Below are 22,700 nucleotides of genomic sequence, written 5' to 3' on the forward strand. Positions count from 1 at the left end.
TGCACGGCGGCGCGCTTGCGCTCGCGGGTGTAGCGATGGATGCGCGCCAGCAGGCGGCGGTCGCACCACTCCGCCGCGGTGGGCGCAGTGAAGCCGCCACGCATCACGGCACCCTCGGCTTCGAGCGCATACAGCGCGGCGAGCACTTCGTCGTTCTCCAGCGCCAGCGGCGCGGCAAGCTGCGTTTCGGTCACCGGGCCGAGCAGTTCCATGCGGCTGCGCACGATCTCGCGCAAGGCCTCCTCCGCGTTCGGCTGCGTCGTCGACACGGCGCGTATCGGCGGCGTGGTCTTGAGCCCGGGGAACAGCGCCAGGAATTCATGCAGGCGTTCGGCGGCGATCCACAGCGGCTGGCGATTGCCGAGCGATACGGAGGTGACGCGCTGCTGCTGTTGCAGTGCCGGCAGCCAGGTGTCGCCGGCCAGCGCCAGTTCGTCGCGGGTGAGGAAGCCGTGCACCACCAACGCGTCGTGCAGCTCCTCGGCGCTGCCGATCTCGGGCCAGGCCTCTGCGCGCACCTGCTCGATCGCCTGCGTGTCGAGGCGACCGAGGTCGGCGGCGCTGCGCGCATCGAGCAGGGGCTGGGTCCTGACCGCCATGGTGCGGCGCTCTTCGGCCGCGCCATCATCGAGGAAGGCGAACGGCCGCGCATTGAGGATGGCGTAGGCCAGCGGCGAAGGCGAGGACAGGTCGCGCGTGACGACGCGCACGGCGCCATTTTCGATGCCCTTGAGCAGGCACTCCAGGCCGTCCACGTCCATGGTGACGTGCAGGCAGTCGTCGATGGTCTGCCTGACCAGCGGATGATCCGGAATCTCGCGCTCGCCGCTGAGGTTTTCGGCGCAGGCCAGCTGGTCCGGGAAGACCACGCTGAGCAGGTCCTCGGCGTCGGAGCGCTGGAACTGCGGCGGCGTGCGCTTGCCGTTCTGCATGCGCTTCACCGCCAGGGCCACGCTGGCGTTCCAGCGCCAGCGCGTGCCGAACATCGGCGCGTCGAGCAGGGCCTGGATCAGGATCTGGCGCGCGGTCGCGGACTTGAGGTAATCCTTCACCTCTTCCAGCGGGAAGCTGTGGGTGGCGCCGAGCGACAGCACGATGCTGTCCTCCAGCGCGCTGGCCTGCAGCTCGAAGTTGAACTTGCGGCAGAAGCGCTTGCGCAGCGCCAAGCCCCAGGCCTTGTTGATGCGCGAGCCGAGCGGCGAGTGGATGACCAGATGTGTGTCGCCGACCTCGTCGAAGAAGCGCTCGAAGATGATGGTGTCCTCGTTCGGCAGCACGCCCAGCGCCGCCAGCGAGATGGCCAGGTATTCCGCCAGCTGCTTCGCGGCGGGGGCATCGAGCAGCAGATCCTCCCGCAGCCAGCGCTCGCATTCCTCCTCGCCGTCCGCGAGGTGCCCTTCCGCTTCGCGGTTGAGGCGCGACACCGCGTGGCACAGCTCATCGGTGCGGCCCGGCCGCTCGCCGAACCAGAACGGAATCGTCGGCGGCAGCCCCTTGGCGTCCTCGACGTAGACCTTGCCGGTCTCGATCTTGGCGATGCGGTAGGAGGTATTGCCGAGCTGGAAGATATCGCCCGGCAGGCTCTCGAAAGCGAAGTCCTCGTTGAGCGTGCCGACGCGATGGCCTTCCGGCACCAGCACCACCTCGTAGTCGAACTGGTCCGGGATCACGCCGGCATTGGTGACCGCGGTGAGCTTGGCGCCACGGCGTGCGCGCAGCACGCGGTTGACGCCGTCGTAATGCAGATAAGCGCCGCGCCGGCCGCGGCGAGTGGTGTAGCCGTCGGCCAGCATCTGCACCACCTGCTCGAACTCGGACAGGCCCAACTCGCGATACGGCGCCGCGCAGCGCAGGCTGCGGTACAGCTCGTCCAGGTTCCAGTCCTGGCACCCGGTCTCGGCCACGATGTGCTGCGCCAGCACATCCAGCGGTTTCTCCGGCACATGGATGCGGTCCAGTTCGCCGCGCCGCACCGCGTCGAGCAGGGCGGTGCATTCGAGCAGGTCGTCCAGCGACAGCGGAAACAGCCGCCCCTTCGGAATGGCGCCGATGGAATGGCCGGCGCGGCCCACCCGCTGCAGCAGCGCACTCACCGCGCTGGGCGTGCCGAGCTGGCACACCAGGTCGATCTGGCCGATGTCGATACCCAGCTCCAGCGAGCTGGTGGCAACCAGCACCTGCAAGGTGCCGGACTTGAGCCGCTGCTCCGCGCGCAAGCGGTGCTCCTTGGACAGGCTGCCGTGGTGCGCGGCGACATGTTCCTCGCCCAGGCGCTCCGCCAGATGCCGCGCGGCGCGCTCGGCGAGGCGGCGCTGGTTGACGAAGATCAGCGTGGTGCGGTGCTGGCGGATCAGCTCGGCCAGGCGGTCGTAGATCTCGCCCCATACCTCGTTGGCCATCACCGCCGTCAGCGGCGAGCGCGGCAGTTCCAATGCCAGATCACGCTGGCGGATGTGGCCGGCGTCGATGATCTCCACCGGCTCGTCGCGGTCGCCGATGAGGAAGCGCGCCATCTCCTCCAGCGGCTTCACCGTGGCCGACAGGCCGATGCGGATCGGCGGCCTTGCGCACAGCGCGTGCAGCCGCTCCAGCGTCAGCATCAGGTGCGCGCCGCGCTTGGAGCCGGCCACCGCATGCAGCTCGTCGACGATCAGGCTGCGCGTGGACTTGAGCATGCGCCGGCCGGAATCGGAACTGAGCAGGATGAACAGCGACTCCGGCGTGGTCACCAGGATGTGCGGCGGCGTGCGGCGCATGCGCTCGCGCTCCACCGTGCTGGTGTCGCCGGTACGCACCGCCACGCGGATATCCAGGTCCGGGCAGCCCTGCTCGATCAGCTGCTCGCGGATGCCCGCCAGCGGCTCCTGCAGGTTCTTCTCGATGTCGTTGGACAGCGCCTTCAGCGGCGACACGTACAGCACGTGCACCTCGTCGCTGAGCCCGCCGGCCAGCCCTTCCATCACCAGGTCGTTGATGGACGAAAGGAACGCCGCCAGCGTCTTGCCCGAACCGGTGGGCGCCGTGACCAGGGCATGGCGGTGCTGCGCCGTCACCTGCCAGGTGCGCGCCTGCACCTCGGTGGGCTGGCCGAAGCGATGGCGCAGCCAGCCGGACACCGCCGGGTGAAAGGGGTCTCCGTCCGCCGCGCTCACCACCGCGCCGCCGAAATCGAGTCGCTTCTGCATGGGCTTATTATGCACCTACTGCACGAACGTGCAGCACGCTTGCCGAGGCCAAAAATGCCATCCAAAACAGAATACGGTCCGCGCAAGCCGGTTCAAGCGTGTCTGGATCTGCGGAACCAACAGGCCGCGCCCTCGACAACAAGCCCTACACATTGATTCTCAAGGCAAAAAACACCTAATACTAAAGTCGTAGGACCGCCCACTGGTGAAAATCCCGATTACCGCTACAGTGCCAAGGCATGTCATACGCAACCATGCGCGACGGCGCCCGGCTCCACTACCTGAGTTTCGGGCGCGGTCCCGACACTTGCGTCCTCCTCCACGGCTTCGCCATGAACGCGGCGATGTGGGTGCCCTTCGTGGCCCCGCTGGCGCACCGGGTGCGTTTCATCATTCCGGACCTGCGCGGCTTCGGCCGCTCGCACAAGCTGCCGCTGCGCGAGCTCAGCATCCTCGACCAGCACGCCGACGACCTGCATGACCTGCTGCTGGCCCTGGACCTGCACGACGTCCACCTCGGCGGCCTGTCGATGGGCGCCTGCACCGCACTGCAATACCAGCGCCGCTACGGCTTCGGCCGCATCCGCGCCTACCTGCACATGGACCAGGCCCCCTGCGTGCTCAACGGCGCGGACTGGCAGCACGGCCTGCTCGGCGCCGACCAGGACAGCCAGCTCGGCGCCTGGCGCGAACTGCTGCAGGAGCTCGAAATCCATCGCGGCAAGCCCTACGGCAAGCTGCCGCGCCGCCTGCGCAAACGCATGTGGAGCGGCCTCGCCCAGTTCACCTCCTACGCGTTCCACAACCGCGGCATGCGCCTGATCGGCAACCTCTCGCGCCACGAGCGCCTGATCCGCCGCGTCGCCCCCACCGCCAACTGGCCGGTCTACCTCGACTGCCTGCGCTCCTACATGGAAGACGACTACGACTGGCGTCCGAGCCTGTCGCAGATCAAGGTCCCGATGACCCTGCTGATCGGCCTGCAGTCGCGCATGTATCCGGCTATCGGCCAGATGCACATCGCCGAGCATGTGCCGCATGCGCGCCTGGTGCAGATCGACAACTGCGGCCATGTCGTTCCCTTCGAAGCACCGCGTGTATTCCTGCGCGAACTGGGCCGCTTCCTCGCGCCCGCTCCGGCGTTGCCGCGTACACGGCGTGCACGTATCGCGTCGCCGAGCGCTTCAGCTTCGGTAGCCTAGCCTCTCTGGACCAATTGCCATCCCGGGCGTAGCGAAGGATCTGGCCTCGCAGCTCTGATCGGTTCTGAAGCTTTACTGTGTGCGCTTGCGCGCGTGCTGGATCGTCCCGAGCGACTGGACAAAGTCTTCGCCATCGGGGCGAAACGGGGTCTCAGAGCGGGCTCTTAGCAAAGCGAGAGGCGTAAAACAACAACCCTCAACTCTGCCGCTTCCACGAAACCTCACTCCCCCCATTCACCCGCGCCAACACCCGCGCACAAACAAACAAATAGTCGGACAGGCGATTGAGGTACTGCGGCGCCAACGGACTCAGCGGCTCCTGCGCATTGAGCAGCCACAACGCCCGCTCCGCGCGCCGCGCAATGGCCCGCGCCAGGTGCGCATAAGCCGCAGGTGCATTGCCGCCCGGCAACACGAACTCCTTCAGCGGCGGCAGGGTTTCATTCAAGCCTTCCAGTTCGCCATCGAGCCGCAGCAGATAGCTTTCCTTGATCAGCGCCGAGCCGGGCATCGACAGCTCGCCGCCGAGATCGAACAACTCATGCTGTGTCAGGGACAGCGAAGCGCGCATGTCCTGCGGCAGTTCCTGTATCAGCAACAGGCCGACGGCGCAGTTCAATTCGTCCACTTCCCCCATCGCCTGCACCCGCGGCGCGCTCTTGGACAGGCGTTCGCCGGTGGCGAGGCCGGTTTCGCCCTTGTCGCCGGTGCGGGTGACGATCTTGCTGAGTCGGTGGCCCATGGAAAGCATTGCCTCGCTGTGGTCGAAGACGAAGCTTAACGCCACCGGGGCGGCCGGCGCTGCCATGGCGCTTATCCGCGGACAAGCCCTTATGCCTCCGTCGGCGGTATCATTGGCGCCCCGGCTCCAGGCAGAAGGAGCGAAAAGGAACGACATGCCCAGCGCATTGCTCAACGCCGCGCTCGAAGCCGCGGAAGCGGCCTCCACCCTGATCCGCAAGGCCTACCGCGGCAATTTCCAGGTCAACTACAAGGCCGATGCCAGCCCGGTGACCGAGGTCGATATCGCCGCCGAGGGTGCCATCAAGGCGGTGCTGAAGAACCACTTTCCGTCCCACGGCTTCTATGGCGAGGAACTGGGCCGGGAAACCGGCGACGCCGAACACCTCTGGCTGATCGATCCCATCGACGGCACCAAGGCCTTCGTCCGGGGTTATCCCCTGTTTTCGGTGCAGATCGCGCTGATGCGCCGCGGCGAATTGGTGCTGGGCGTGTCCTCGGCGCCGTGCTGGAACGGCGGCATCGGCGAGACCGCCTGGGCCGAGAAAGGCCAGGGTGCCTGGCTCGACGGCGAGCGCCTGCGCGTGTCGGACAACACCGATCTGGCCAAGGCCACGCTCTCCACCGGCAATCTCGCGCGGCTGGCCCGCAGCGAAGCCTGGGCCCGGCTCGGCGGCCTGATCCCGCGCCTGCATCGCATCCGCGGCTACGGCGATTTCCTGCATTACCACTGGCTCGCGGCGAACAAGCTCGACGCGGTGATCGAGTCCGACGTCAACATCCTCGACATCGCCGCCTGCAGCGTCATCGTCCACGAGGCCGGCGGCAAGTTCACCGACCTGCAGGGCGCGCCCCTGGGGCTGGACACCACCAGCGTGCTGGCGGCCACGCCCGCGCTGCACGGCCAGCTGTTGCAGGAGCTGCGCTACACGCCGCCAGCGTGATCAATACATAAAAAACCGAGGAGAAAAGCAGATGAGCACCCCGTTCGATTTCAGCGGCAAGACCGTCTTCATCGCCGGCGGCACCAGCGGCATCAACCTCGGCGTGGCCCATGCCTTCGCCAAGGCCGGCGCCAAACTGGCGGTCATCTCGCGCAAGCAGGACAAGGTCGATGCCGCGGTGGCGGCGCTGAAGACCCACGGCGGCGAAGCCGTCGGCTTCGCGGTCGACGTGCGCGACTACGCGGCGGTGGAAGCCGCCTTCAAGGAAACCCAGTCCCGTCTCGGCGCCATCGACGTGCTGATCTCCGGCGCGGCCGGCAATTTCCCTTCGCCGGCGCTGGGCATCTCGCCCAACGGCTTCAAGTCGGTGGTCGATATCGACCTGCTCGGCACCTTCCATGTGCTGCGCTCGGCCTATCCCTATCTCAACAAACCCGGCGCCTCCATCGTCAACATCTCCGCGCCGCAAGCCTACATTCCGATGGAGTTCCAGATGCATGTCTGCGCCGCCAAGGCCGGCGTCGACATGGTGACCCGTGTCGCCGCGATGGAATGGGCTGCCGCGGGCGTGCGCATCAACTCGGTCACCCCGGGCCCCATCGACGGCACCGAGGGCATGAACCGCCTGGCGCCGAACGAAGCCACGCGCAAGCTGGTGGCCGAGAGTGTGCCGCTGGGCCACTTCGGCAGCACCGACGACATCGCCAACGCCTGCCTGTGGCTGAGCAGCCCCTATGCGCGCTATGTCACCGGCGTGGTGCTGCCGGTGGACGGCGGCTGGTCGCTCGGCGGTCTCAGCGTATCCAGCGCCGGCATGAAAAAAGCCTTTACCGCCGCTGGTTGATCGTTTCGATCCCGGATCATCCGGCGCCGTAGGTCGGTTCGGGCCTGTCCCGAGTAGCCCGCTTTGCGGGCGGATCGAGGGAGGCGCACCACGCCCGGAACCGACAGGCAGGCTGGACCGCGCAATGTCGGATCCGCTGCGCTTGATCCGACCTACCGTGTCGCCAGGCTCTAAATAAAAAAGCGCCGGACGGCTTCCCCTCCGGCGCTCGAATTTTGCCACCACGCAGCCTTCAGACCAGCGCCACGTCCTCGGCCTGCGGGCCTTTCTGTCCCTGTACCACGCTGAACTGGACCTCCTGTCCTTCCTGTAGTGTGCGGAAACCTTCACCGCGAATCTGCTTGAAGTGCACGAACACGTCGTTGCCAGCGCCACGCTGGATGAAGCCGTAGCCCTTGGCGTTGTCGAACCACTTCACCGTCCCCGTTTCACGATTAGACATAAAGCCAAATCTTCCTCTTGCCGATAGCGACAAACAGCCATGATGTGGAGGCCCGATAACGGTCCCTGTCGCGCCGTCGACGGAACCCCCTTCCTGCAATTTACCGTTTTTTTTTGGGCAAGGCGACGGTGATGAAAGCGACGTTCCGGGGTTCTGAATCGGCCTGTTCCAACCGGTTAGAATTCCCCGATCCGGCCCGCCCGGCCGTTGCAGATTGTCCTTCGCGGAGTCCCGTCATGCGTCGCCTCGCCCTGCCGCTCGCCGCGGCCCTGTTGTTGCAAGCCTGCGCCACCTCGCCGCTCGGCCGCAGCCAGCTGAAGCTGTTCACCGACGACGACATGGCGCAGATGGGTGTGGCCGCCTTCGCCCAGACCGCCAAGAAGACACCCGTCGAAAGCGGCGGCCAGGCCAATGCCTTTGTCAGCTGCGTGGCGCAGTCGGTGACGCGTGTCGCCGGCTACAACGCCAACTGGGAGGTGAAGGTGTTCCGCAGCGACGAGGTCAACGCCTTCGCCCTGCCGGGTGGCAAGATCGGCGTCTACACCGGCCTGTTCAAGGTGGTGCGCAACCAGGACCAACTGGCGGCGGTGCTGGCGCACGAGGTGTCGCACGTGGTGGCCGGGCATGGCAACGAACGTGTATCGCAGCAATACGCCACCCAGGGCGCGCTGGGCGTGGTCGGCGCCATCGTCGGCGACGACGGTTCCGGCGGCGGCGGCCTGGCCCAGGCCGCCCTCGGGCTGGGTGCGCAGTACGGCATCCTGTTGCCGTTTTCGCGGGCGCAGGAATCGGAAGCGGACCTGCTCGGGCTGGACTTCATGTCGCGCGCCGGCTTCGATCCGCGTCAGGCTGTGGTCTTGTGGCAGAACATGTCCCAACTCGGCGGCAAGCCGCCGGAATTGCTGTCGGATCATCCCTCAGATACCACCCGCATCGCCCAGATCCAGCAGCGTTTGCCGCAGGACCTGCCGCTCTACGAGCAGGCGCGCGCTGCGGGAAACAAGCCGCAGTGCGGCGCGGTGCCGAACGCCTGAGGCAGTCCTGAGGCAGTACCGCTGCGCCGGATTCAGCGCTGCAGTTCGGCGCGGTCCGAAGCGGCCACGAAGTGGCAGGCGGCGTAATGCTCGACGCCGACCCGGCGCAGGCTGGGCACCGAGGCGACGCAGGCCGACTCCATCAACGGGCAGCGCGTATGGAAGACGCAACCCATCGGCGGATGCGCCGGGCTGGGCAGGTCGCCGGCGGGTGGTTTGGGCTTCTTCTTTTTCTTGCCGTCTGCCTCGACGGGAGGCGCCGCTCCTGCCGCCGCCGGCGCTGCCGCCATCAGCGCGCGGGTATAGGGATGCTTGGGCGTGCCGAACAGGTCGGCGGCGCCGGCCTGCTCCATCACCTTGCCCAGGTACATCACCAGCACGCGGTCGCACAGGTAGCGCACGATGGCCAGGTCGTGCGCGATGAAGATCAGGGTCAGGCCGTACTCCTGGCGCAGTTCCACCAGCAGGTTGACGATCTGCGCCCGCACCGACACGTCGAGCGCCGAGACCGCCTCGTCGCAGATCAGCACCTTCGGCTTGACGATCAGCGCGCGGGCGATGCCGATGCGCTGCGCCTGGCCGCCGGAGAATTCGTGCGGATGGCGGTCGACGATGTCGCGCGACAGGCCAACGCGCTCCAGCATCGCGGCCACGCGCTGCGCATGCTCGGACGCGGGGATCTCCGGGCACAACTCGCGCAGCGGCTCGGCCACGATCTGGCCCACCGTCATCTTCGGGCTGAGGCTGGCCAGCGGGTCCTGGAACACCATCTGCAACTCGCGCCGCAGCGGCCGCCAGTCCTTCTTCGACAGGTTCGCCAGTTCGCGGCCGGCATAGCGGATCGAACCCGAGGTCGGCGTTTCCAGGCCGATCAGCGCCCGCGCCAGCGAGGACTTGCCGCAACCTGACTCTCCGACGATGCCCAGCGTCTCCCCGGCGCGCAGGTCCAGGTGCAGGTCGTCCACCGCGCGGATCTCGCCCTTGCGCTGCCACGGCAGGATGCCGCGCGGCTGGAAGTAGACCTTGAGGTGGCGAACCGAAAGGATGGGGGAGAGCGGCGGGGAAGGGAGCGACATAGAAGCGTATTTTGCCAGAAGCGCGGGCCCGTACCCGACCCGCATTCGCGAATCAGTGTTGCGCGCGGGCCTTTTCGCGATGTGCCCGCGCCTGGTCGAGGATGGTGCAGACCTGCTCCACCCCGTCCAGCAGGCGCGGCGTGGCGCGTGCCAGCAGATTGGCGTCGACCGCGTAGAGGTTGCCGCTGCGAGCCGCAGGCGCGCCGGCCAGGCGCGCCCAGTAGTGGCGGATCGCCTGCGCGTTCTCCTCGCCGCCAAAGAGCACCGCCTCCGGCCGGGCTGCCAGCATGGCCTCGGCGCTGACCGGTGCCGCCAGTCGCGGCAGATCGGCGAAGACGTTGACGCCGCCGCATAGGGCCATGGCCTCGCTGATCGGGCTGTCGCGGTTGACGGTGTAGGCCGGCGCGGTTTCGATCTGGTAGACCGTGCGGATCGGCGCGGCCCCATGCCAACGGGTGCGCAGCTGCGTCAGGCGCGTGCTATAGGCCTGTGCCGCCTGCCGCGCGGCATCGGCGCTGCCGAGCAGCGCCCCGGTTTCTTCCAGCGCCGCCGCCACGTCTTCCAGCCCGCGCACCCGCAGCGGCTCCACCCGCAGGCCGAGGCCGCGCAGGCGCGTCATCGTCTCCGGCGCCGTACCGCCGTCCCAGGCCAGCACCAGGTCCGGTTTCAGGGCCAGCACCGCTTCCAGGTTCACCGTGACAGCGTCGCTGACCTGCGGCAGATCTTTCACCTGCGCCGGGTAGTCGCTGTAAGCCGACACACCCACCAGCCGGCCGCAGGCGCCGACGGCGCAGACCAGCTCGGTCAGGTGCGGCGCCAGCGTCACCACCCGCTGCGGCGGCGCCCCGGCATGCGCCAGGCTGCAGCACAGGGTCAGGAACAGCGCGGCGATGCCGCGCCGGAACGGGCGCAGCTTCATGCGATCCAGATGCCGGCGGTGAACAGCGCCGCCAGCGCCAGCAGGATCAGCAGCGCGCGCTGCTGCATGCGCAGCACCTCGGCCAGCGCCGCGTCCAGGGAAGACGCCACCACCGGGCCGCCGCCGTCTTCCCAGTCCAGGGCCGCGCTGGCCACGGTGGCGAGCACGTTCCAGGTCTGTCGCTTCCAGTCCGGGTGCGGCCCCAGCTGGCGCCAGTCGGCGATGGCGTCATCCATGCTGCCGGCCAGGGCGAACAGCACCGCGGTCAGCCGCACCGGCACCCAGGCCAGGACGGCGTGGAGTTGCGCCGCGCTGCGTCCCGCCGGGCTGTCCGTGTCGGCGATCAGCACCGGCAGGCGGCTGGCCAGGCGGTACAGCACCGCGCCCGCCGGCCCGGCGGCGAGGAACCACCACAGCGTGCCGAACAGACGTTCGTGCGACTGGATGAACAACGCGCCGAGCAGGCTGCGATGGTCGGCGTCCGGCTCCGGTCCCATCTGCAAGGTGCCGCTCAGGCGCAGCACCGTCTCGCTGTCGCCGGCGGCGCGCGCGGCGCGCAGCTTCTGCACGTCGTCGGCCAGGTCGCGCGGCCCCAGGCACAGGAACAGCAGCAGCGCCTGGAACGGCAGCTTGAAGAATTCGTTGTGGATCTCGCGCTGGATCAGCAGCACCGCCAGGGTCGGCAGCAGCACCAGCAGCGGCGGCATCCATCCCGCCTGCCAGAACCCCGGCGCCGGCAGCAGCCGCTGCAGGAAGGCCCACACCTCGCGGCGGTTGGCGGAATCGCGATAGGGCGAGAACAGCCGCTCCGCGCCCAGGGCCAGCAGCATGGCGAGCAGTTTCATGGGGCTAGGGCCTGTGAACGCTGATTTGATCGCTGCGTTGCAGTCCAAAATCGAGCCAGGCAAGGCGGAGCCCGCTGGCCATGGTTGTTCCATGGCCAAGGGCGACAACGCCGCATGGCTCGATTTTGGGCGCAACCCTCCGGGACGGCCTCTGGAGGCGCCCATCGCGGCGTCGTTCGTCGCTCATGTACTTCCAGTACATCACGCTCCTCTCTCCTTGCGCTGGACGCCTCCAGAGACCGTCGCAGCGATCAAATCAGCGTTCACAGGCCCTAGGCCGGCGCGGAAGCGCGCCCAGTCGAAGTGCGGGCCGGGGTCGGTCTTGCGCACCGGGGCGATATCGCTGTGGCCGACGATGCGCCGCGGCGTGATCGCCGGGTAGTGCGGCAGCAGCGCCCGCGCCGCCGCGATCAGCGTGGCGTACTGCGCGTCACTGAAAGGCTTGGTATCACAACCTTCCAGCTCGATGCCGATGGAGAAGTCGTTGCAGCGGCCACGATCCTCGAAGCGCGATTCGCCGGCATGCCAGGCGCGGCGGTCGAACGGCACGTACTGGGTGATGGCGCCGTCGCGGAAGATGCAGGCGTGCGCCGAGACGCGGCGGGTGTGGATGCCGGCGAAGTAGGGGTGCGCCGCCGGGTCGAGGCGGTTGAGGAACAGGTCGTCGATCCAGTGCCCGCCGAACTGGTCCGGCGGCAGCGAGATGGCGTGGATCACCAGCAGCGAGATGTCGGCCGGGTCGGGACGCTCGTCATGGTTGGGGGACGCCAGGAAAACGGCACCGTCGAGACGGTGCCCCGGGCCGAGCGTCAGGCACGGAACGCCTGCCTGGGTGGCGCGGTCAGAGGGGCTCGCCTGCGCGTTCAAGTGCAAGCCCCTACACTGGCGACAACAATAACGGAGTCTTCATGCGCTTCATTGTCCCATTCGCGGCAGCATTTTGCCTGTCCGCCTGCGCCGCCCAGTCTTCACAGTCCTCCCCCGCAGCCGCCGATGCCCCCCTCGCGGCGAAGGCCGCGGCCATGCCGGACATCGACATCCCCTACCAGCGCTTCCTCCTGCCCAACGGCCTCACCGTGCTGGTGCACGAGGACCACAAGACGCCGGTGGTGGCGCTCAACGTCTGGTACCACGTCGGCTCCAAGAACGAGCCGGCCGGCCGCCACGGCTTCGCCCACCTGTTCGAGCACCTGATGTTCGAAGGCTCGCAGCACTTCGACAAGGACTACTTCCAGGTACTGGAGCCGGCCGGCGCCACCGACATGAACGGCACCACCAACGTCGACCGCACCAACTACTTCGAGACGGTGCCGACCTCGGCGCTGGACCGCGCGCTGTGGCTGGAGTCCGACCGCATGGGCTACATGGCCCAGTCCATCACCCAGGCCAAGCTCGACCAGCAGCGCGGCGTGGTCGAGAACGAAAAGCGCCAGGACGAGAACCAGCCCTACGGCACGGTGGGCGACCTCATCGCCGAGCAGACCTATCCGCCCGGCCACCCCTATTCCTGGACCACCATCGGCAGCGAGGCCGACCTGAACGCCGCCACCCTGGCCGACGTGAAGAAGTGGTTCGGCACCTACTACGGCCCCAACAACGCCGTGCTGGCCATCGCCGGCGACGTCGATACCGCCGCGGTCAAGGCCAAGGTGGAGCACTACTTCGGCGACCTGCCGCCGGGGCCGCCGGTGGCGCATGTGCAGAGCTGGCCGGCGCCGATGCAGGGCGACAAGCGCATGAGCATCGTCGACCGCGTGCCGCTGCCGCGCGTCTACATGGTGTGGAACGTTCCCGGCGACGGCGAGCGCGACAACGTGCTGCTGCAGACCATGGCCGAGGTGCTCGGCGGCGGCAAGGACAGCCGCCTGTATCAGCGCCTGGTCTACCGCGACCAGATCGCCACTGAAGTCGAGGCGGGGGTCGACGGCAACGAAATCGGCGGCCAGCTGCAGATCGTCGCCACGGTCAAGCCGGGCGGCGACCTCGGCGTGGTGGAGAAGGCCATTCGCGAGGAACTGGACCGCATCCGCCGCGACGGCCCCACCGCCGAAGAGCTGGACCGCATCGACACCGGCACCTATGCCGGCATGGTGCACAGCCTGGACAAGGTCGGCGGCTCCGGCGGCAAGGCCGGCCTGCTCGCCGCCAACCAGACTTTCCACGACGACCCGGCGCACTACCGCATCGAACTGGGCTACCAGCGCGACGCCACCCCGGCCGACGTGCGCGACGCCACGCAGCGTTGGGTGACCCAGGGCAGCTTCACGCTCGAAGTGCATCCGCAGGACGACTTCAAGGCCGCCGCCGCCGGTGCCGACCGCAGCAAGCTGCCGGCCCTGTCCGAGGCGCCGGCGCTGAAGCTGCCGCCGCTGCAGCACGACACCCTGTCCAACGGCCTCAAGCTGATCCTGGCCGAGCGCCACGGCATTCCGGCCCTCAACTTCAGCCTGCTGTTCAATGCCGGCCGCGCCGCCGATGCCGGCGTCAAGTCCGGCACCGCCGCGCTGACCCTGGACATGCTCGACGAAGGCGCCGGCAAGCTCGGCTCGCCGGAAATCGCCCGGCGCGAGGCGGAGCTCGGCGCCAGCGTCGGCGTCGCCAACAACCGCGACGTTTCCCTCATCGGCCTCTCGGCCATTACGCCGAAGCTGGCCGACTCGCTCGACCTGTACGCCACCCTGGTGACCCAGCCGACCTTCCCCGAGGCCGAACTGGCGCGCGTCAAGCAGCGCCTGCTGGCGGCCATCGTGCAGGAGAAGTCCGAGCCCTTCGGCATGGCGCGGCGCGTGCTGTCGCGGCAGCTGTTCGGCGAGGGCCACCCCTATGCCTACGCCGGGCTCGGCCTGCCCGCCGACGTCAAGGCCATCACCCGCGAGGATCTCAGCGGCTTCCAGCAGAAGTGGCTGCGGCCCGACAACGCCACCCTGGTGGTGGTGGGCGATACCACCCTGGCGCAGATCAAGCCGCTGCTGGAGCAGAAATTCGGCGGCTGGCATGCGCCGGACGCGCCGCTGCCGGTGAAGAACACCGTGGCGCCGCCGCGTCACGAGGCGCAGCGCGTGTTCCTGATCGACAAGCCGGGTTCGGCGCAGTCGCTGATCCTCGCCGCCAACCTGGCGCCGCCGGCAGCCGATCCGGACCAGGAGGCGATGCACACCGTGAATACCGCGCTCGGCGGCATGTTCGATTCGCGCCTCAACTTCAATCTGCGCGAGACCAAGCACTGGAGCTACGGCGCCAATTCCAGCCTGCTGGAGGCGCGCGATCCGCAGGTCTACCTGGCCTACGCCAACGTCGAGCAGCCGCACACCGCCGACTCCATGCACGAGATGCACAAGGAGCTGGTGGAGGTGCTCGGTTCGCGGCCGCTGCTCCCGGCGGAAATCGACATGGCCAAGCAGGCCCAGGTGCGCTCGCTGCCGGGCGGGTTCGAGAGCATCGGCGAGGTCGCCGGCGCGGTCGGCCACCTGGTCGAATTCGGCCTGCCGGACGACTACTGGAACGCCTACGTGCCGCGCGTCGAGGCGCTCACCGCGCCGCAGCTGAAGGCAGCCGCGGTGAAGCTGGTGAAGCCGGAGGAACTGATCTGGGTGGTGGTCGGCGACCTGGCCAAGATCGAAGCGCCGGTGCGCGCGCTCAAGCTCGGCGAAGTGCGGGTGCTGGATTCGGACGGCAAGCAGCTGCGCTGAAGGCTATCCCCGCCCTGCATCCCTGAACCGGGTGCAGGGCGGTGCGGCGTACCCCGCGATGCCTAGTGGTCGCCGGTATCGCCCAGGGGACGGGTGAAGGTGAACTTGGCGGGCTGCGCCACCAGGCGATTGGCCGGCCCGGAAACGTCGCCGGCCAACAGCTCGAACGGCAGCCCGACCACGAACACGGCGGTGCCGAGCACGGTGCCGACCAGGCTCAACGGACGCAGCACCACCACATCCATGAGGATGGCGCCGGACGAGGGCGTGGCGTCGTTTTGGCTGCTGAAGCTGGCATCGACACTATCCTCCGCGACGGCGGAGGCGGAAGCCGCGAGCAGCACCGCGGCGGCGGCAAAAGCGAAAACCCTGGATTTAACGGACATGGCACACCGGCCCTTTATTCAGATCCCCCGGTTCGAGGAGACTAGGCGCGGGGTATAGTCCTGTCAATCTCGGGGATACCCCCCATCCGATTCGGGAACCGGCCGGGGGCAGTCGGCTACGGCGCCCGCGCAGGTTCCTTCACCCGTCAATGAATTCGCATTCCTGAAGCATGCTCGGCATCGTCCTGTACCAGCCGGAAATTCCACCCAACACCGGCAACATCATCCGGCTCTGCGCCAACAGCGGCGCGCGGCTGCACCTGGTGCGGCCGCTGGGCTTCAGCCTCGATGATGCGCAGCTGCGGCGCGCCGGGCTCGACTACCACGAGTACGCCGAGCTGAAGGTCTACGACAGCCTCGAGGAGGTACGGGCGGCGATGCCGGCGGCGCGCTGGCTGGCCTTCAGCACCCGCGGCCGCACCCGCTACGACGCGGTGCGCTACCGCCCCGACGACCTCTTGCTGTACGGCCCCGAGACGCGCGGCCTGCCCGCCGAACTGCTCGACGCCCTGCCGCCGGAGCAGCGCCTCTACCTGCCGCAGCGCCCCGGCGTGCGCAGCCTCAACCTGTCCAACGCCGTGGCGGTGACGGTATATGAAGCGTGGCGGCAACTGGGTTACGAGGGCAGCGCGCCGCGCGACTGAGTTGCCGCATGCCCTGGTGGCGCGCGCCTCAATGCGTCCCGGTGGTTCCCGGCGGCAAGGCCATTGCCCGCCACGCTTCCTTGAGGCTGCGTGCGCGGCCCAGTTCGCGGAATAGCGCCGCCCATTCGTGAAAGGCGATCTTCAGCGGGTTGAAGCTGTCGATATTCGTGGTCAATCCGTAGCGGACCGGCTCGTCCTCAGGCTCGAAGCTGCCGAACAGGCGGTCCCAGATGATGAAGATGCCGCCGTAGTTGCGGTCCAGGTAGCGCGGGTTGGAACCGTGGTGCACGCGGTGGTGCGACGGTGTGTTGAACAACCATTCCAGCGGGCCGAGGCTGCGCACCGCCTCGGTGTGCACGAAGAACTGGTAGATCAGGCTGATCGACATCTGGATCAGCACCGCGGCCGGGTGGAAGCCGAGCAGGGGCAGCGGCAGCCAGAACCAATAGCCGGTGATCGCCTCGGTCCAGGGCTGGCGCAGGGCTACGGCCAGGTTGAAGCGCTGGCTGGAGTGGTGGTTGACGTGGGTGCACCAGAGCAGGCGGATGCGGTGGTGGCAGCGGTGGAACCAGTAGTAGCAGAAGTCGTCCCCCACCAGCAGCAGCGCCCAGCTCCACCAGGCGTTCATCGGCAATTCGAACAGGTGGAATTGGTACACCAGGGTGTACAGCCACAACCAGAAGAACTTCAGCGGCGCCGCGATGATGACGTTGCCCAGGCCCATCGCCAGGCAGGCCAGCGTGTCCTTCTTCTCGTAGATGTCGCGCTGTTTCTTCCAGGCCCAGAACAGCTCGGCGCCGAGGGAGGCGACGAACACCGGGATGAACCAGAGGATGATGTCGTCCAAAAGCAGTGGCCAGTGATTAGTGGTTGGTGACTAGGGGAAAAGCTGCCCGGTAGCTATCTTTCCGCTTGTGCCGTTCACTGGCAACCAGTGACCAATCACCAGCCACCGGCTTTTTATCCCGCTTCCGCCCGCAGGGGCCGCTCCGCCAGGCGTTGCAGCGCTTCCACCGGCGTCACCGCGCCGGAAATCACCGCGCCGGCCATTTCCAGCAGCGGCAGCTCCACGTCCAGCTTCCGCGCCAGCCGCAGCACCTCCGGCGCGGCGCGCACGCCTTCCACCACGCCTTCGATCGCCGCCTGGGCCTCTTCCGATTTCTTGCCCTGGCCCAGCATCAGGCCATAGCGGCGGTTGCGCGACTGGTTGTCGGTGCAGGTCAGCACCAGGTCGCCCAGGCCGGCCAGGCCCATCAGCGTTTCCGACTGCGCGCCGAGGGCGGCGCCGAGGCGACGGATCTCGTTGAGGCCGCGGGTGATCATCGCCGCGCGGGTGTTGGCGCCCAGGCCCAGGCCGTCGGCGATGCCCACTGCGATGGCTAGCACGTTCTTGGCCGCGCCGCCGATCTCCACGCCGATCACGTCGCTGGAGGTGTAGGCGCGGAAGCCGTCGCCGTGGAACGCCGCCGCCAGCCGCATGGCGAAGTCCGCATCGGTGGACGCCACGGTGACCGCGGTCGGCAGGCCCAGGCCCAATTCCTTGGCGAAAGTGGGACCGGACACCACGGCAATGGCGTGCTTGTCGCCGAGCACATCGGCGATCACCTCATGCGCCAGGCGCCCGCTGCCCGGCTCCAGGCCCTTGCAGGCGCAGGCGATGCCCTGCTCCGGCCGCACCAGCGGCTTGAGGCGTTCGCAGGTTTCGCGCAGTGCCGGACTCGGCGTGGAAATCAGCAGATCGCCGCTCTCGCGCACCGCCTCGGCCAGATTGGCGGTGGCGGTGAGGTGGGCGGGGAAGGCGCAGCCGCGCAGATAGCGCGGGTTCTCGCGCGATTCCTGCAGCGTCGCCATCACCGTCGCGTCGCGCCCCCACAGGAAGGTAGGCGCGCCGCGCCGCGACAACTGGATGGCCAGCGCCGTCCCAAACGCACCCGCGCCCAGCACCGTGATCGGCTTGTGCTCGCTCACGGCGGCTGTGTCTTACTGGACGGTGGCGCCGGCGTTGTTGCCCGCGGCCACGGCCTGTTCGCGCGCGCGCGCCAGGTGTTCCATGTACAGCGCTTCGAAATTGATCGGCTGCAGCAGGACCGGCGGGAAGCCGCTGCGCTGGATCAGGTCCGCCACCGCTTCGCGGGCGAAGGGGAAGATCACGCCGGGGCAGTAACCGGCGAGGATCGCCTGGATATCTTCGCTGGCGGTGATTCCGATCAGCTGGAAAATGCCGCCCTGGTGCACTTCCACCAGGAAGCCGGTTTCCTCGCCCAGCTTGGCGGTGACGGTGACGGTCAGCATCACCTGGTGCACGCCGTCGCCGAGCGGGGTGGTGGCGGTGCCGACCTGCACGTCCAGCTGCGGATTCCACTGGCGCGTGAACACCTGCGGCGCCAGCGGCACTTCCACCGAAGCGTCCTTCAGGTAGATCCGCTGCAGTGCAATCTGGCGGGCGGGCGGCGGGGTGGAAAGTTCTTCTGACATGGGATTACCGGGGTTCTGATCGAAAAAGAGAGGTTGAAGGGAAATCGTTAAAGGGATCGTAGATCGAATCGGCGGCAGTTTGACGAAATCCGCCGCCGCGCGCCGGTCGACGGATTCAGGAATCCCGGAGCAGCGGGTCGAGCTGCCCGGCCCGATCCAGGGCGGCCAGGTCGTCGTAGCCGCCGACATGGCGGTCGCCGACGAAAATCTGCGGAACGGTGCGGCGGCCGCCGGAGCGCTGCAGCATCTCGCCGCGCCGGTTGCAGTCCACGTCCACCAGCACTTCCTCGTAAGCCACGCCCTTGTTCGACAACAGGCGCTTGGCCATCATGCAGTAAGGGCAGATGCGCGTGCTGTAGACGAGGACGGGCTTCATCGCGGGATCGGCAGGCCTATTTGACTGTCACCGGCAGGTTGCTGCCGAGCCAGCCATTGATGCCGCCGCGCAGCGGGTAGACCTCGGTATAGCCAAGCTTGCGCAGCTTGGCCGCCGCTTCGCCGGCGACGCTGCCGAGCGCGCAATACAGCAGCACCGGCTTGCTCTTGTCCTTGCCCAGTTCGCTGGCGCGCTCTTCCAGCTTGGCCACCGGCAGGTTGAGGGCGTTGAGCAGATGGCCCTTCTTGTAGTCGCCGACCGGGCGCAGGTCGACCACCACCGCCTCGCGGTCGTTGATCAGCCGCACCGCCTGCAGCGGCGCCAGCTTCACGCCGCCGGTGAGGGCGCCATGCACCTCGTTGGCGATGAACAGCAGCAGCGCAGCGCCGAAGCCGGCGAACAGGTAGAGATGGTGGTTAAAAAATTCGAGTAGCTGTGACATCGGTGTCCGTGGTGAACGTCTGCAACGTAGCTCAGGCCTGAAGATAGGGGCGTTCCGGCCCGGAATCCAGTTCCCTTAATCCCGGCAGCCGCCCGCAGGCCGCCGCTTGCGGGTTCTACTATCATTATCGCACCCGCCGCATGATCCCGAAAAGCCGACAATCCGCCCTGTTCCTGGCCGCCGCCCTGCTGGCGGCCGTGGCGGCGGCTGCCGGCGACGAACGCTACCAGCAGAGCGCCGAGGAACTGGCCAAGGTGCGCAACCGCATCGATGCCGTGTCGAAGAGCATCGAGCATGACAAGGGTGAGCAGGACCAGTTGCGCGCCGCGGTCGAGGCGGCCGAGCGCAAGGTCGACGAGGCCGGCGGCGAGGCCCGCCGCATCGCCGCCCAGATCGACCTGCAGGCCACCAAGGTGCGCCAGGCCCAGGCCGAGCAGGCCGCCGCCGAGCGTCGCCTGGCCGAGCAGAAGGAAGCGCTGGCGCGCCAGCTGCGCGCCAGTTACATGATGGGCCGGGGCGGCAAGGCCGAGCTGCTGCTGAGCCAGCAGGACCCCGACCGCGTCGACCGCATGCTGGTCTATTACGACGCCCTGAACCGGGCCCGGGCCGCCTCGATCGACGCCATCGGCGTGGAAATCAAGCGGGTCGCCGAGCTGCAGGCCCAGTACCAGGCCCAGCTCGACTCGCTCCACACCCTGCAGGACAGCCACAAGCAGGCCCTGTCCGTGCTGGAGGCGAACCGGCGCGAGCGCGCCGCGGCGATGAGCCAGGTGTCCCAGCGCATCGCCGGCGAGGCGCAGGAGCTGAAAGGCCTGCAGGCCAGCGAAAAGCAGCTCGGCAGCCTGCTCGAACAGCTGCGCCAGGCCCTGGCCGACGTGCCGGTGGAGCCGGAAGGCGGCAGCAAGTCGTTCCCGGAAATGCGCGGCAAGATGGCGTGGCCCCTGCGCGGCGAGGTGCTGGCCCATTACGGCGAGGCCAAGGCCGGGGGCCATTTGCAGTGGAAGGGCATGTGGATCGCCGCGCCCGAGGGTTCGCCCGTGCGGGCCAGTTCGCGCGGCCGCGTCGCCTACGTCGGCTGGCTCAGCAGCTACGGCCTGATCGTGGTGCTGCAGCACGAAAAAGGCTTTTTCACCCTTTACGGCCACAACAGCGCCGTGACCCGCACCGCCGGGGAGTGGGTGGGCGCCGGCGACGTCATCGCCAAGGCCGGCAACACCGGCGGTTATGAGCAGCCCGGCCTGTATTTCGAAGTGCGCAAGGGCGCCGATCCGATGGATCCCAAGGATTGGCTGAGCCGCTGAATTCCGGGTTGGCCAGTGACGGTGGCCCACCCCAGACCGGCTTTTCGGCGGGCGATTCCGGTGCAAACGGCTTGAACCACCGCGCCAATCCACGGTCTTTAGCCTCGCTGTGCTATCTTCTTGATCAGTCGTCTTCAACCGTTCCCCTATGTCCTCCTCCTCGCGTGTCATCCTGGCCCTCACGGCCGGCGTCGTCCTAGGCGCCAGCATCACCATCACCCATGGCGTCATGGCCGAGCGCCAGGCGGCGCAGGCGCAATCCAGCCTGCCGTTCGACGACCTGCGCAGCTTCGTGCAGATCCTCGACAAGGTGAAGGCCGAATACGTCGAGCCGGTGGACGACAAGACCCTGCTGCAGAATGCCCTGCGCGGCATGCTCTCCGGCCTCGATCCGCACTCCGCCTACCTGAACAAGGAGGAGTACAAGGACATGAATGTCGTCACCACCGGCAAGTTCGGCGGTCTCGGCATCGAGGTGCAGATGCAGGATGGCCTGGTCAAGGTCATCACGCCGATGGACGACACCCCGGCCGCCAAGGCCGGCATCAAGCCGGGCGACCTGATCGTCAAGATCGACGACAGCCCGGTGCAGGGCATGAGCCTCAACGACGCCGTCAACAAGATGCGCGGCGACCGCGATACCAAGGTCAAGCTGGTGGTGGTGCGCGAAGGCGCCCAGCAGCCGCTGACCTTCGACCTCAAGCGCGACCTGATCAAGGTCACCAGCGTGCGCGGCCGCCTGCTCGAGCCGGGCTACGCCTACGTGCGCATCTCGCAGTTCCAGATCGACACCGGCGAGACCTTCGTCGAGACCCTGAACAAGCTGAAGAAGCAGAACGGCAGCCCGCTCAAGGGCGTGGTGCTGGACCTGCGCAACAACCCGGGCGGCCTGCTCGACGCCGCGGTCAAGGTGTCCGACGCATTGCTGGTAAAAGGTCCCATCGTCAGCATCCGCGGCCGCGATCCGGAAAACACCCGCGAGTTCGACGCCACCCCCGGTGACGTCATCGAAGGCAAGCCGCTGGTGGTGCTGGTCAATGGCGGTTCCGCTTCCGCCGCCGAGATCGTCGCCGGCGCGTTGCAGGACCAGCATCGCGGCATCCTGGTCGGCACCAAGACCTTCGGCAAGGGCTCGGTGCAGACCATCGTGCCCCTGCAGAACGACGACGCCATCAAGCTCACCACCGCTCGCTACTACACGCCGAGCGGCCGCTCCATCCAGGCCGAGGGCATCGTGCCGGACGTGGCGCTGCAGCCGGTCAAGATCAGCAAGATCGACGGCGTCGACGGCGACGGCTTCATCAAGGAAGCCGACCTCAAGGGCCGCCTCGACAATCCCAACGCCAAGCCCGCGGTCAAGGCCGGCGACAAGGACAAGTCGGATAAAGACAAGAGCGACAAGACCGATGCCACGGATGCCAAGCCGGCGACCGATGGTGCCAAGCTGGATACGGCGAAGGATGCCGACAATCTTCAGCTCAACGACTACGAGCTGTTCGAAGGCCTGAACCTGCTGAAGGGCCTGTCCATCGCCCGCGCCAACTAGGCCCGGACCGATCCACCAAAAACGCCGGCCTCGCGCCGGCGTTTTTGTTTGCCTGTTCGTTTCGCGGGCATTGCACCGAAACCCCTGTTTTTCACCATGCGTGCCATGTGTGCCATGTGTGCCAAGGTTTTTTGTTGGCACGCATGCGGTGAGCGCTTTTCCTTTTCCTCTGGAAAGGGGCCGGGGAAAACTGGATCCCCGCCTGCGCGGGGATGACGCAGAGGGAGAAGGAGCGCCCAAGAGCGACACTCCGGCTTTTGACGTTGCTTTGCGCTTTTGACGTTCCCCCCGCCGCGGGCGAGAAGCGCAGGGTGAGGGCCTGTTGGAGTGACTCAATGTCACTCCAACAGGCCCGAACGCCCGGCCATGGATGGCCGGGCCGGGGGTGGGTAACAGCAATGAAGTCTCGCCAGGGACGGCAAGGATGAACTCGAAAACGAAATGTGGGCGCAGGCTCCGGGGCGGCGCTTCTTTGGTTACTTTTCTTGTCACCGGAGACAAGAAAGTGCCCCGCCTTCAAGGCGGAACCGTAATTTCAATCTGCGACTCCAATGCCTCGCGCGCAAGCGCGTACGCGAAGATCTCAGAGCAAGGGCGAAAAGAAAGCCG

At 67.6% G+C, this 22,700-nt stretch carries 21 protein-coding genes; 8 read left to right on the top strand and 13 right to left on the bottom strand.

Translation table 11 applies throughout. The features are described from left to right. Nucleotides 1-3,185 (bottom strand): DEAD/DEAH box helicase (locus BP26_RS0121120; RefSeq protein ID WP_051749262.1); only part of this gene is annotated, 3,185 nt, incomplete at its 3' end. Nucleotides 3,186-3,424: 239 nt separating this feature from the next. Here BP26_RS0121120 and BP26_RS0121125 point away from each other — a divergent pair. Next, the gene (locus tag BP26_RS0121125) at nucleotides 3,425-4,387 is read left to right on the top strand and encodes an alpha/beta fold hydrolase (RefSeq protein ID WP_084183305.1); all 963 of its coding nucleotides are present in this window, start codon (nucleotides 3,425-3,427) and stop codon (nucleotides 4,385-4,387) included. Between the two features lie 196 nt (nucleotides 4,388-4,583). Here BP26_RS0121125 and BP26_RS0121130 read toward each other — a convergent pair whose 3' ends face one another. Next, nucleotides 4,584-5,129, bottom strand: a complete 546-nt coding sequence (locus tag BP26_RS0121130; protein WP_029922550.1) for a cob(I)yrinic acid a,c-diamide adenosyltransferase — start codon at nucleotides 5,127-5,129, stop codon at nucleotides 4,584-4,586. A gap of 154 nt (nucleotides 5,130-5,283) precedes the next feature. Here BP26_RS0121130 and BP26_RS0121135 point away from each other — a divergent pair, with 154 nt between their 5' ends. After that, complete coding sequence (locus tag BP26_RS0121135; RefSeq protein WP_029922551.1) at nucleotides 5,284-6,072, top strand: inositol monophosphatase family protein; 789 nt, start codon at nucleotides 5,284-5,286, stop codon at nucleotides 6,070-6,072. 31 nt (nucleotides 6,073-6,103) lie between these two features. Then, the gene (locus BP26_RS0121140; RefSeq protein ID WP_029922552.1) at nucleotides 6,104-6,916 is read left to right on the top strand and encodes an SDR family oxidoreductase; all 813 of its coding nucleotides are present in this window, start codon (nucleotides 6,104-6,106) and stop codon (nucleotides 6,914-6,916) included. Nucleotides 6,917-7,148: 232 nt separating this feature from the next. Here the strand turns inward: BP26_RS0121140 and BP26_RS0121145 are convergent, their stop codons facing one another. Beyond that, complete coding sequence (locus tag BP26_RS0121145) at nucleotides 7,149-7,358, bottom strand: cold-shock protein (protein WP_029922553.1); 210 nt, start codon at nucleotides 7,356-7,358, stop codon at nucleotides 7,149-7,151. A gap of 236 nt (nucleotides 7,359-7,594) precedes the next feature. On the opposite strand from BP26_RS0121145, the gene BP26_RS0121150 reads away from it, so the two are divergent. Beyond that, a complete protein-coding gene (locus BP26_RS0121150; RefSeq protein ID WP_051749263.1) occupies nucleotides 7,595-8,392 on the top strand; it encodes a M48 family metallopeptidase in 798 nt (265 codons plus the stop codon). 32 nt (nucleotides 8,393-8,424) lie between these two features. On the opposite strand, the gene BP26_RS0121155 is transcribed toward BP26_RS0121150, so the two are convergent. The 4 genes from BP26_RS0121155 to ampD form a co-directional block, all read right to left on the bottom strand. Further along, nucleotides 8,425-9,468 carry an ABC transporter ATP-binding protein gene (locus tag BP26_RS0121155; protein ID WP_029922555.1) on the bottom strand — a complete coding sequence of 348 codons (1,044 nt, stop codon included), beginning with the start codon at nucleotides 9,466-9,468 and terminating at the stop codon, nucleotides 8,425-8,427. Between the two features lie 52 nt (nucleotides 9,469-9,520). Beyond that, entirely contained in the window at nucleotides 9,521-10,387 is an 867-nt protein-coding gene (locus BP26_RS0121160) for a cobalamin-binding protein (RefSeq protein ID WP_084183306.1), read from the bottom strand. After that, nucleotides 10,384-11,232, bottom strand: coding sequence for a regulatory signaling modulator protein AmpE (gene ampE, locus BP26_RS0121165; RefSeq protein WP_029922557.1), 849 nt, complete (start codon nucleotides 11,230-11,232; stop codon nucleotides 10,384-10,386). The genes BP26_RS0121160 and ampE overlap by 4 nt, the downstream gene beginning before the upstream one ends. A 201-nt stretch (nucleotides 11,233-11,433) precedes the next feature. Beyond that, complete coding sequence (ampD, locus tag BP26_RS0121175; protein ID WP_051749265.1) at nucleotides 11,434-12,045, bottom strand: 1,6-anhydro-N-acetylmuramyl-L-alanine amidase AmpD; 612 nt, start codon at nucleotides 12,043-12,045, stop codon at nucleotides 11,434-11,436. Nucleotides 12,046-12,140: 95 nt separating this feature from the next. Here ampD and BP26_RS0121180 point away from each other — a divergent pair, with 95 nt between their 5' ends. Then, entirely contained in the window at nucleotides 12,141-14,921 is a 2,781-nt protein-coding gene (locus BP26_RS0121180) for a M16 family metallopeptidase (protein WP_029922560.1), read from the top strand. A gap of 62 nt (nucleotides 14,922-14,983) precedes the next feature. Here the strand turns inward: BP26_RS0121180 and BP26_RS30415 are convergent, their stop codons facing one another. Beyond that, nucleotides 14,984-15,307, bottom strand: a complete 324-nt coding sequence (locus BP26_RS30415) for a hypothetical protein (protein ID WP_211255006.1) — start codon at nucleotides 15,305-15,307, stop codon at nucleotides 14,984-14,986. A 170-nt stretch (nucleotides 15,308-15,477) separates the two neighbouring features. Between BP26_RS30415 and BP26_RS0121190 the strand changes: the two genes are divergently transcribed. After that, a complete protein-coding gene (locus BP26_RS0121190; protein ID WP_029922562.1) occupies nucleotides 15,478-15,951 on the top strand; it encodes a tRNA (cytidine(34)-2'-O)-methyltransferase in 474 nt (157 codons plus the stop codon). A 28-nt stretch (nucleotides 15,952-15,979) separates the two neighbouring features. On the opposite strand, the gene BP26_RS0121195 is transcribed toward BP26_RS0121190, so the two are convergent. The 5 genes from BP26_RS0121195 to BP26_RS0121215 form a co-directional block, all read right to left on the bottom strand. Continuing rightward, a complete protein-coding gene (locus tag BP26_RS0121195) occupies nucleotides 15,980-16,798 on the bottom strand; it encodes a sterol desaturase family protein (protein ID WP_029922563.1) in 819 nt (272 codons plus the stop codon). Nucleotides 16,799-16,911: 113 nt separating this feature from the next. Then, nucleotides 16,912-17,919 (bottom strand): NAD(P)H-dependent glycerol-3-phosphate dehydrogenase, encoded by a 1,008-nt coding sequence (locus BP26_RS0121200; RefSeq protein ID WP_029922564.1) that lies wholly within the window; start codon nucleotides 17,917-17,919, stop codon nucleotides 16,912-16,914. A 12-nt stretch (nucleotides 17,920-17,931) separates the two neighbouring features. Beyond that, complete coding sequence (secB, locus tag BP26_RS0121205) at nucleotides 17,932-18,426, bottom strand: protein-export chaperone SecB (RefSeq protein ID WP_029922565.1); 495 nt, start codon at nucleotides 18,424-18,426, stop codon at nucleotides 17,932-17,934. A 115-nt stretch (nucleotides 18,427-18,541) separates the two neighbouring features. Further along, nucleotides 18,542-18,802 (bottom strand): glutaredoxin 3, encoded by a 261-nt coding sequence (gene grxC / locus BP26_RS0121210; RefSeq protein ID WP_029922566.1) that lies wholly within the window; start codon nucleotides 18,800-18,802, stop codon nucleotides 18,542-18,544. 16 nt (nucleotides 18,803-18,818) lie between these two features. Continuing rightward, nucleotides 18,819-19,244 carry a rhodanese-like domain-containing protein gene (locus tag BP26_RS0121215; RefSeq protein ID WP_029922567.1) on the bottom strand — a complete coding sequence of 142 codons (426 nt, stop codon included), beginning with the start codon at nucleotides 19,242-19,244 and terminating at the stop codon, nucleotides 18,819-18,821. Between the two features lie 140 nt (nucleotides 19,245-19,384). On the opposite strand from BP26_RS0121215, the gene BP26_RS0121220 reads away from it, so the two are divergent. Then, nucleotides 19,385-20,545 (top strand): murein hydrolase activator EnvC family protein, encoded by a 1,161-nt coding sequence (locus BP26_RS0121220; RefSeq protein ID WP_029922568.1) that lies wholly within the window; start codon nucleotides 19,385-19,387, stop codon nucleotides 20,543-20,545. A 148-nt stretch (nucleotides 20,546-20,693) separates the two neighbouring features. Further along, complete coding sequence (locus BP26_RS0121225) at nucleotides 20,694-22,091, top strand: S41 family peptidase (protein ID WP_029922569.1); 1,398 nt, start codon at nucleotides 20,694-20,696, stop codon at nucleotides 22,089-22,091. Nucleotides 22,092-22,700: the final 609 nt, after the last annotated feature.

The sequence above is a fragment of the Nevskia soli DSM 19509 genome (assembly GCF_000711955.1).
Taxonomy (GTDB): Bacteria; Pseudomonadota; Gammaproteobacteria; order Nevskiales; family Nevskiaceae; genus Nevskia; species Nevskia soli.